This window comes from Pseudoalteromonas sp. Z1A6 (assembly GCF_011378745.1).
GTDB lineage: Bacteria > Pseudomonadota > Gammaproteobacteria > Enterobacterales > Alteromonadaceae > Pseudoalteromonas > Pseudoalteromonas arctica.
Genome location: NZ_WTKW01000124.1, coordinates 1 through 11,333, shown reverse-complemented (window position 1 = coordinate 11,333; position 11,333 = coordinate 1). Strand labels below are relative to the sequence as shown.

The window sequence follows — 11,333 nt, the reverse complement described above, 5'->3', positions numbered from 1 at the left end:
GTCCAAAATTTAAAGAATTAATTGAATCTTTAAACCCTAAAGAGCCGCTTAGAAGCGTTGATTTTTTAGTGGCTGTTAATCAAGCTATTTATGAATTAGTAGGTTATGGCATTCGTTTAGAACCCGGTGTGCAAACGGCAAACGAAACAATAAGTAAAAAAACAGGTTCGTGTCGTGATTCTGCTTGGTTGTTAGTACAATTGTTTCGTCATTTAGGGTTGGCATCTCGATTTGTATCGGGTTACCTAGTACAGCTAACCTCAGATCAAAAATCACTAGATGGCCCAAGCGGTCCAGAAGAAGACTTTACCGATTTGCATGCATGGACCGAGGTGTATATTCCGGGTGCAGGTTGGATAGGGCTTGATCCTACCTCGGGTTTATTTGCTGGTGAAGGTCATATTCCATTGGCGTGTACGCCAGAGCCAAGCTCGGCAGCGCCGGTAACCGGCGGTATAGACGACTGTAAATCGGAGTTTAGCTTTTATAATAAAGTAACGCGTGTACACGAAGACCCACGTGTTACTAAGCCTTATTCTGAGGCGCAGTGGGCGGCAATTAACCGCTTAGGTCAGCACGTTGACAATGTTTACAATGAAGAAAACATACATTTAACTATGGGTGGCGAGCCTACGTTTATTTCTATTGACGATATGGAACATCCTCAGTGGAATACTGATGCCGATGGTAAAGAAAAAAGAATATTAGCTCAAAATTTATTTGTAGAAATGAATAAAGTATACACAAAAGGTGGCTTTACTCATTACGGACAAGGTAAATGGTATCCGGGTGAGCCATTACCACGTTGGCAATATGCGTGCTATTGGCGCAAAGACGGCGAGCCTTTATGGCAAGATGCTGCACTATTAGCCGATCCTAATAAAGATTATAAATTTGATCATACCGATACTAAAAAGTTTGCTGATAAACTGTGTGACTCACTGGGTCTTGAAACCAAGGCGCTTACTACGGCTTATGAAGATATTTTATATCACATGTGGCAAGAAGCCTCATTACCTACCGAAATAAAGCCAGATCAACCAGAACTTCTCCATGCAATGAGCCGAAAAGGCTTTTTAGCTAAAATGGATAAAGGCATAGAAAAGCCTGTTGGCTATGTTCTACCTTTAAAATGGAACGATAGTAAAAACTGTTGGCAGTCGTGTACGTGGGAGTTTAAACGGGGTCATTGTTTTTTATTACCGGGTGAATCACCACTTGGTTATCGCCTACCTTTAGACAGCCTTGAGTGGAGCGGCAATATTATTGACCGCGACCCATTTGATATTCCAGAAAATTTTACCAAAGCTAAAAAGCTTAAAAAGGGCTTTATTGGTAAAGAAATGGTTAAAACTGCGCTTGTAATGGAAGTGAGAGAGGGGCGTTTATATATATTTATGCCACCAACAAGTCATTTTGAACATTACATGGGTTTAATAAGTAGTATAGAGAGTGTGGCTAAAGAACTTAAAATGCCGCTTGTTATTGAAGGCTATAGCCCACCTAAAGATAGCCGCGTAGAAAAATACGCTGTAACGCCAGATCCAGGTGTTATTGAAGTAAATATTCATCCTTCAACATCGTGGGATCAATTAGTCAGTCGAACTACAACGTTATACGGTTTAGCAAAAGAATGCCGATTAGGTACCGATAAGTTTATGGCAGATGGTCGCCATACTGGTACTGGTGGTGGTAACCACGTAACGCTTGGTGGCGAAACACCTGAGCAAAGCCCATTTTTACGCAGACCTGATATTTTAAGAAGTTTTATTACCTATTGGCAGCATCATCCTGGTTTGTCGTATTTATTTTCGGGGCTTTTTATTGGTCCTACAAGCCAAGCGCCGCGAGTGGATGAAGCCCGTGATGAAGTTTTATACGAGCTAGAAATTGCCTTTTCGCATATGCCCGAAGGTGAGGTGCCTGAACCTTGGTTAGTTGATAGGTTACTGCGTAATTTATTAGTGGATTTAACGGGTAATACACACAGAGCAGAGTTTTGTATTGATAAGCTCTATTCACCCGACTCAGCCACAGGTCGTTTAGGGATTGTAGAATTTAGAGGTTTTGAAATGCCTCCACATTCACAAATGAGTTTAGTGCAAATGCTACTGTTGCGTACTTTACTTGCTTGGTTTTGGAAAAAACCTTACCACAAGCCATTAATACGTTGGGGTACAGAGTTACACGACAAGTTTTTATTACCACAATATGTAGAAAACGATTTAGCTGAAGTAAGCCGCGATTTACAACAGGCAGGTTTTCAATTTCAGTTAAGTTGGTTAAATCCATTTTTTGAATTTAGATTTCCGGTATGTGGCACGCGAGAACTTGATAACGTAACACTTGAGCTTAGAACCGCAATCGAGCCTTGGCATGTACTAGGCGAAGAGGCAAGTGCGTCGGGTACGGCGCGCTATGTAGATTCGTCATTAGAAAGAGTACAAATAAAAGTACAAGGAACAATGAGCGATCGCTATGTTGTAACGTGTAATGGTCGAAGAGTGCCGCTTAAACCGGTTAAAGGTAAAGCAAAAGATGAAATGGTCGCGGGTATACGATACAGAGCTTGGCAACCACCTACAGCGCTTCACCCAACTATTGGCGTACATGCTCCATTAGTTTTTGATTTAATTGATACGTGGGAAGGTCGTTCAGTTGGAGGCTTTGTATATCATGTGAGCCATGCTGGAGGTCGTAATCCTGAAACACTACCGGTTAATGCATTTGAAGCCGAAGGGCGCAGAGTTGCAAGATTTTGGGAACATGGGCATACACCATCGTTACTTGCATCAGCAGAACCAAGCTGGAGCCCATCGGCGGTTACGCATAGTTTTCAATCGGCGCAAAGCGCAAGTGAATACGTGGTACCTGATGAAGAAAGTAGTAATCCTGATTATCCAAATACCTTGGATTTACGCAGGCAGCCTAACTTTAAATAATAATTGATAGTTGTGTCATTCCACTTTGAAATTATTTAAAGTGGAATGACTAAATATTTTTAAAGCATCATTATGAACACGGCTATTTACTATAAATTGGAGCGCTTTCAGCTTGTATATTAACAATAACGCGATGCCGGAATTGCCTGAGTGGTTGTCTTTATACCTTGATAAATCACATGGACATGATGAACTAGCAAACCACAGTGGTTTAAACCCAGACCATTGGGATACTTTATTTAAGCGTTTAGCTAGTCTAACAGCAGATGATGTTAGTAGCCGCGCTACAGAAATTAGCCAATTGCTACAAAATGGCAATATTAAAAATGAAAGCAATAAGCAGTGGCATTTTGACCCATTGCCATTTATGTTATCTAAAGCCGATTGGGCGTTGCTCGAAGAGGGAATAAAACAAAGAACCCTTTTATTAAATAAAATTCAGCAAGATATTTACGGTGACCAAACACTATTAGTTGATGGTCATATTCCTGCAAAGCAGCTTTTTCAAGACCCTAATTACTTACGCGAAGGTTTTAGTTTACCTAGTAATGAATTAACACTTTTTTTTACTGCATTAGATGTTTACCGCACGCCAACAGGCGAATTTAAAGTATTAAGCGATCATTGTCAGTGCCCGCTGGGCTTAGGGCTATTAATTAAAAGCCGTATTATTGCAAGGCGTGTAATGGCTGAAGAATTTGCCGAATGTAATGTTCAGCAAATTAAAGAATTTTTAAATTTATTCCAAGAGGGTATTAACGAATATACCCATTATATGGATGACCCACGAATTGTAATTCTTACCCAAGGAATTGATGACCCTAACTACAACGAGCATGCATTCCTATCTACCTACTTTGGCTATACATTAGTACAAAGCGCCGACTTAACCGTACGTGGTGGTGACGTTTGTTTAAAATCGTTACAAGGCTTGGGTAAAATTAATGTCATTTTACGCTGGGTTTCTGATCGTTGTATTGACTCTTTAGAGCAAACTGAATATTCACTTCATGGTATTCCGGGCTTATTACAATCGGTACGACAAGGGTCGGTTAAGGTTTTAAACCCGTTTGGTAGCGGTGTGCTCTCGTCACCTTCAATAAAGTGCAACTTAGAAAAGTTATCGCAGCAAATTTTAAAACAACCGCTGTTATTAGGTGAGCCAAATTATTTAAGTGTAAAAGAAGCGCAAGCCGTTGATTGGAATAACCTCGAACTACTATCTGCTATAGACCCTACACTCAAGTTAGATGGAGTGTTAGACGAGCAAGAAATAAAGCTACTTATCAGCAAAGAACCCGATAATTACTTTTTCCAAGAAAAACCTTCTTTTAGCAGTGCACCATTTTGGCATGATGGGCAATTAATCTCCAAGCCAGTGGTGTTTAGATGCTATGCATTAACCACAGAAAATGGCGTAGAAGTACTTCCTTCAGCACTGTGTTTTTCGAACGAAAAAAGTAACAACCCGAGAATATCTGGTTGGATCAAAGATACATGGATAAATACAGCCGATAGAGTTGATTTAGGCAAGCATAATCCACCGGTGCCAATTAGAAAAAGAATGGATGTAACGCTACTCGAAGGGGTTATTTCGAGCCGTACGGCTGAGCACCTTTTTTGGTTGGGTCGATACTTAGAACGCTGCGAAAACACCATACGTATTTTGCGTATTTTTATAGACAAGTACACCGAGTTTTCTGTTTACCCAGATTCAATACGAAAAAGTATAGTTGCACGGCTTTCTAATGCCATTAGGTCGCAATATATTGTTTATCCCTATATAGAACCTGATTTAAAACTAGATGGCATTGATGTAAATCTGTCTAAAGAAACTGCTTTTCAACTCCTTGCAGACGAGCAATACGCTGGCAGTATTATTAATACATTAAAGTACATTGCAAATGCGTCGGTGCAAATTCAAGAATTACTATCTCATGATAGTCGCCGAATAATTGATGATATTAATGAGCAAATTAAAGTATTTAAAAATGTAAATATTAATATTCCAACACGTGCAATGCAAAGCAGCCTAGATAGAGTTATAGGCTCAATTATGGCTTTTAATGGCTCGATTACAGATTGTATGCCAAATAGTAATGGCTGGTTTTTACTCGAAATGGGCAGAAGAGTAGAGCGTAGCTTACAAATAACATCATTAAGTGCGGCTTTATTAACCAAAGAGTTAGACGAGCCCGAAGAGCTTGGCTTACTTGAAGCAGTGCTAAGTTGCCAAGTTAGTTTAGTTACGCATAAGCGCCGATACAGAATGTATCAAACCATTGGTACAGGGCTTGAGTTATTACTTTTAGATGCTGAATACCCACGTTCTTTATTATTTCAGTTAGAGGAAATTAATAAGTTGTGTAAGCATTTACCCACAAAACGCAGACAAGGCGTAATTGCGGCACACGAAAAAGCAATTTTACTTTCTAAAACAAGTTGTTATGTAACTGAGAAAGATTACCTACAAAAAAGTGAAAATGGACAACGTAACCAGTTAATCGAATTTAACCATAATACGCGTATGAACTTAGATACATTTTGTGATGTATTATTACTACAGTATTTTTCTCATACCCAAACGGCAAATAAATTGAACTGGACTAATATTGAGCAAGCTCAATCGTGAAATATAAAATAAAGCACTCGACTACATACAACTATTCAGACTTTGTTAGTTTGTGTCAAAACCAAGCGCGATTAACGCCAAAAACGAATCGCGGGCAAATATGCCACAGTAGTCGTGTAGAAATTGAACCTACACCGACTTACTTACAATCATTTACTGATTATTTTAATAATCAGGTAACAGCGTTTGAAATAGCAATACAGCATAAAAAACTTAAAGTAACGATGATCAGCGAGGTAGAACTGTTAGTCGGCGCTAATAGTAATTTAGAGAGCGTTGATATTGCTTGGCGAAAAGTACGTGATTTATTGGTTAAACCAAATACAGCGGAATTATTAAAAACGTCTGAATTTGTACTACCTTCACAGCTTATTCCAATAGATAAAGGAATTAAGGAATACGCATTAATTTCGTTTGATGCACACAAAAATATAATTTCTGCATGCAAAGATTTAATGGCACGGATTTTTCATGAATTTCATTATGATCCTGGTTTTACAACAATTAGTACGCCTTTGAGCACTGTTTTTGCACAAAAAAGGGGCGTTTGCCAAGACTTTGCACACTTTGCGCTTGCATGCTTACGCAGCGTGGGGTTAGCAGGTCGATACGTAAGTGGGTACATAGAAACCATGCCGCCAGAAGGCGAAGAAAAGCTAGAAGGTGCAGATGCAACTCATGCATGGTTTGCGGTATTTGTGCCAAACTTTGGTTGGGTTGATTTTGATCCAACAAATAATGTTTTACCACGCGATCAGCATATTACTCTAGCCGTAGGGCGAGACTTTTCTGACGTAACTCCTTTAAAAGGAGTGGTATTTGGTGGCGGTAGTCAATTGCTTGATGTAGCGGTTGATATGATTCGAATGGAATAGCAGTTTAACTACGTCATATATGATGATGGATAAGGTGAAAGAGTGTATGAAAATTGATTGGAAAGCGTACCAAACAAAAGGTTTCTTTGATGAATTAATTGATGCACAAGGAAACGTTAGATCGCATGGAACACAATTAGCACAATTTTTTGCTAATTTATCGGGCGAAGAATTAGTAAAAGCCAGAGCGGTTGCTGATTTAGCTATTAAAGAAATGGGTATTACTTTCACGGTTTACAACGAAGGTAATATGATTGATAGAGCCTGGCCGTTTGATATTATCCCTCGAACTATTGGTAAAAAAGAATGGCAAAGCGTAGAGGTTGGTTTAAAGCAACGTGTTGAAGCGCTTAACCTTTTTATAGATGATTTATACCACGACCAAAAAATAATAAAAGATGGTGTTTTTCCAAAAGGATTACTAGAAAAATCAGTTAACTTTCGCCAGCAATGCGTGGGAATAAACCCGCCAAATAAAATATGGGCGCATATTTGTGGCTCAGATTTAGTACGCGATGGCAGCGGTACAATGTATGTGCTTGAGGATAACCTGCGTGTTCCTTCTGGTGTATCTTATATGCTTGAAAATCGCTCTGTAATGAAGCGTGTATTCCCTGAATTATTTGAGCAAGTGTCGATTTTACCTGTTGATGATTACCCTTCACAATTATTTGATATGCTAGCGGCAATGTCGCCTCGTCCACAAGATAAACCAGAAGTCGTGGTACTTACTCCTGGGGTGTTTAACTCCGCTTATTTTGAGCATTGTTACCTTGCCCAAGAAATGGGTTGCGAACTGGTAGAAGGGCGCGATTTAGTTGTTGAAAAAGATGACTGTGTATACATGAGAACAATCACAGGGCTACAACGAGTTGATGTTATTTATCGTCGTATAGATGATTTATTTTTAGACCCAGAAGCCTTTTTACCAGAATCCCAACTTGGCGTTCCTGGATTAATGCGTGCTTGGTCTAAAGGTAATGTGGCTTTAGTTAATGCACCAGGCGCAGGTGTTGCTGATGACAAAGTAGTTTACGCTTACGTACCTGAGATGATTAAGTACTACTTAGGCGAGGAAGCTAAACTTGCTAATGTCCCAACGTTCAAATGTTTAGACCCGAAAGAATGCGACCATGTGATTAAAAATATCGATAAGCTTGTTGTTAAACCAGCAAATGAATCTGGCGGATATGGATTATTAATTGGTCCTAAATCGACTAAAAAAGAACAAGAAGCGTGTATTGCTCAAATTAAAGCGGACCCACGAAACTGGGTAGCTCAACCAACATTAGATTTATCAACAGTACCAACATTTGATGGTAATAAACCAGATGGTCGACATACCGATTTAAGACCGTTTATTTTATCATCAGGTAAAGATACGCAAGTTACCACTGGTGGATTAACGCGTGTTGCTATGGTTAAAGGCTCTTTGGTGGTTAATTCATCACAAGGTGGTGGCAGTAAAGATACTTGGATTGTTGACGAAGAGGCTAAATAATATGTTATCAAGAGTAGGCGAAACTTTATATTGGGTATCTCGATACATTGAGCGTGCGGAAAATGTGGCTCGTTTAATCAACGTTAACAATTTACTGATGATGGACTTACCCAAAGGCGTATGTACCGGCTGGGAGCCATTAATTGATATTATTGGTGTGCGTAAAGCGTATTCAGAAAACCATACTGATTTTACTGAACAAAAAGCATTAAGGTATTTACTTGTTGGTAGTGATAATAGCTCGTCAATTTTAAACTCTATTACTTCGGCACGAGAAAGCGCGCGTACAATCCGCGATGTAATTCCTCGAGATGTATGGGAAGAAATTAACTCTCTTTATTATTATGTAAAAGATAATCAAAAAGAAGGGATAACAAAGCGCGGACGTTTTGATTATTTAAAAAAGATTATAGATTCAGCCCATCAAATATTTGGGGCGTTAGATGCCACAATTAATCATGATCAGGGCTATGTTTTTATCCGCTTTGGTTCGATTATAGAGCGCGCAGACATGACATCGCGAATTTTAGATATTCGCTCAGCTACGTTAATTACTAATGAAGAAGAAGTGAAGCCATTTGATAATATTCAGTGGATCAGCTTATTGCGCTCATTAAGTGCTTATCAAATGTATCGCCAAGAAATGGGCGTTAGAGTACAGCGTGCAGATGTAATAGAATTTGTGATGCACAGCAAAGTATTCCCACGATCTATTTTATTTTGTATGAATGAATTAAAAGCATTGGTTTTACCTTTGCCAAACTCAACAGAAATTATTAAATCAATTGATGATGCAATTGTTGAGTTAGAAAATAAAGACGTACGAGTACTTAAAAATGGTCTGTTGCATGACTTTATCGATGAAATACAAATAGACTTAGCTGGAATACATAACGGACTGGCCGAAACGTATTTTTTAAAACAAGCAGAATAATAAAAACTGTATATTGTGAAATGACTGCTTAGTCTTAAGCGGTCATTTTTTTGCTTAAATTTATTTATAATAATTTTAAAACCTGCATAATTAATCTTTACTTCCTCATCCGTTGGTATCGCAATGAAAATCATCTCGACTAATATCTCTAAAATTAAAACTCTTATTCATAATGATAAAGAGGTGAGAACAGGAATATTCAAAACCCCAACTAACGAACCTGTAGCGATTGAAAAGCTAAATATAATAGGTGACGAGCAAGCTGATTTAATTAACCACGGCGGGGTAGATAAAGCAGTATATGCTTTTTCGCACAATCATTATGAGTACTGGCAGAAGACTCTTGAAAACGAAAACTTAAGTAGCGGCATATTTGGTGAAAACTTCACTATTTCTGACCTCGATGAAACGAATATACATATAGGCGACCAAATTCGAATGGGTACTGCACTGCTTGAAGTAAGTCAGCCTCGTGTGCCGTGCTTTAAATTGACTATTGCACTTAATAATAAACAAAGCTTAAAACTGTTTACTCAGTATTATCACACCGGTGTTTACTTTAGAGTGCTAGAGCCAGGTATAGCTAAAACGGGGGATGCAGTCACTATTGAGCATAAAGCGACGCATAATATTTCAGTAAAAACGTTGTTCCAGGCGTTTTTTGATAAACAATACCCAGGTTATGAAAGCGTTTTACTCGCAGCACTTGAACTACCCGAGCTTGCGCTTGAGTGGCAAACTAAGATTAAAAAGAAGCTCGCAATATAACGCCGTGTGAGTGTTGTTAAACTTTAGCTTTCCAATCACCTTCTTTTAAAAAATGTTGCTGTAAAAGGGTTAGTAAACTTTCAGTAACTGGGCCTGCCGGTTTACTTCTTGATACCACGCAACCAATAGGCGTTAGCCAACCGCCTTGCTCATGTGTTACGGGTAGGGCAACAAGGCCACCTTGTTTAAGTTGTTGTTTTATTGCCAACTCAGGCACCAACGCCCAGCCCACATTTTGTGTTACCAAATCAATGAGTGTTTGATGAGTATTGGCGTACCAAACCTTAGCGCTTATAGCATAGCTAAACCATAACTCTGATTGATTAAGGCTACGGTGAGCACATTGCCTATGTGCTTTTAAGTCACTGCTATTTACTTTATTAAGTTTGGCAAGCGCATGTTGCGGTGACGCAATCGTCAAAAATCGAGCTTGGCCTAGCAAAAAAAAGTCCATATCTACCTTTAATTCACCATCACTATAAATGATGCCTATTTGTGCTTTACCTATTTTTACAAGTTCTTCTACATCAAACGTAGTAGCCGATATTAATTCAAAGTTTGTAATAGGATATTGCTGTGCAAGGGGGGCTATTATTTTTAAAATTCCGTGATTACTTATGCTTTCGTCAATCGCAATTACTACGTCTTGCTCGTTGTTTTTAGCAAGAGACTCAACCTTTTGATCGAAATAAATTTGTTGTTGCAGTATTGAATAAGCCACCGGTAGCAAGGTTTTTCCACTTTTGTTAAAGTGGGAGTGTTTTTATTGCGGTCAAACAATGTTTGATCTATTGCGATTTCAAGATTAGAAATAGCTTGGCTAATACCCGACTGCGCACGCTTTAACTTTCGCGCTGTTGCTGAAAAAGAGCCGGTTTCTACTACGCTTACAAATATTTTTAGTTGCTCTAAGCTGTACATTTTATTCTACTTTATCTAGAACTATATATTCATCTTATCACTATAGGTGATAGTTGCTAACTTTTGTAACTAAATAAATCTGTCATTATCACTACACTTAAATATTAATAGATAAAAGAGAACATTATGACAGAGAAAATGGGGGCAACAGAGCGAGTATTTCAGGCAGTTTTGTTTGAGATTTTAGCCGTGTCATTATCAATTTTAGGTTTAGCACTATTTACAGATCATGCAATAGGGGCTTTATCGGGCACTATGGTAATTGTTGCCACAATTGCTATGTGTTGGAACTTTATTTTCAACTGGTGTTTTGACAAAGTAGCTACTGGTGCAAAAGAGCAACGTTCTGTATTATTCCGTATTTTTCACGTGCTTTTATTTCAAGGCGGGTTACTTGTTTTTACTATTCCCGTGATGGCAATCATTTTAAAAGTAGGCTTATGGGAAGCATTAATAATGGATATTGGCGTAACTTTTTTTATAACCCTTTACGCTTTTACTTTTAACCTAGTGTACGACCACACACGAGCCTATATTTTTCATTCAAAAAATGCTGCATGTTAATACACTTTTTAAATATGGGATGACTTAACAAAGTTTTGTATTTAACTGCTGGTGTATTTGCCAATGCACCAGCACTTTTAGAGGCGTAATATTACCCAAGTTTGCTTTATAGTGGCAAAAAACTAATAAAGGATCTTTTTATTAAAAGTGAATAAAGCTAAATATCAATTGTTATACCAATCTGCTTATGTGTGGG

At 38.5% G+C, this 11,333-nt stretch carries 7 protein-coding genes and 1 pseudogene; 7 read left to right on the top strand and 1 reads right to left on the bottom strand.

Annotated elements, in window-relative coordinates; all coding sequences use genetic code 11:
* From GQR46_RS09745 to GQR46_RS09720, 6 genes are all read left to right on the top strand, one after another.
* The coding region (locus GQR46_RS09745; protein ID WP_165740828.1) for a transglutaminase family protein at positions 1–2,942 on the top strand (2,942 nt) is incomplete at its 5' end.
* Positions 2,943–3,054: 112 nt separating this feature from the next.
* On the top strand, positions 3,055–5,574 hold the full coding sequence (locus GQR46_RS09740; protein WP_165740827.1) for a circularly permuted type 2 ATP-grasp protein: 2,520 nt from the start codon (positions 3,055–3,057) through the stop codon (positions 5,572–5,574).
* Positions 5,571–6,449, top strand: a complete 879-nt coding sequence (locus GQR46_RS09735) for a transglutaminase family protein (protein ID WP_165740826.1) — start codon at positions 5,571–5,573, stop codon at positions 6,447–6,449. The genes GQR46_RS09740 and GQR46_RS09735 overlap by 4 nt, the downstream gene beginning before the upstream one ends.
* A 46-nt stretch (positions 6,450–6,495) precedes the next feature.
* A complete protein-coding gene (locus tag GQR46_RS09730; protein ID WP_165740825.1) occupies positions 6,496–7,950 on the top strand; it encodes a circularly permuted type 2 ATP-grasp protein in 1,455 nt (484 codons plus the stop codon).
* 1 nt (position 7,951) lies between these two features.
* Positions 7,952–8,884 carry an alpha-E domain-containing protein gene (locus GQR46_RS09725; protein ID WP_007585221.1) on the top strand — a complete coding sequence of 311 codons (933 nt, stop codon included), beginning with the start codon at positions 7,952–7,954 and terminating at the stop codon, positions 8,882–8,884.
* A 123-nt stretch (positions 8,885–9,007) separates the two neighbouring features.
* A complete protein-coding gene (locus GQR46_RS09720; protein ID WP_165740824.1) occupies positions 9,008–9,652 on the top strand; it encodes an MOSC domain-containing protein in 645 nt (214 codons plus the stop codon).
* A 16-nt stretch (positions 9,653–9,668) separates the two neighbouring features.
* On the opposite strand, the pseudogene GQR46_RS09715 reads toward GQR46_RS09720, so the two are convergent.
* Positions 9,669–10,573, bottom strand: a pseudogene (locus tag GQR46_RS09715) (LysR family transcriptional regulator).
* Positions 10,574–10,699: 126 nt separating this feature from the next.
* On the opposite strand from GQR46_RS09715, the gene GQR46_RS09710 reads away from it, so the two are divergent.
* Positions 10,700–11,137 (top strand): PACE efflux transporter, encoded by a 438-nt coding sequence (locus GQR46_RS09710; protein ID WP_197118774.1) that lies wholly within the window; start codon positions 10,700–10,702, stop codon positions 11,135–11,137.
* The last annotated feature ends 196 nt before the right edge of the window (positions 11,138–11,333 follow it).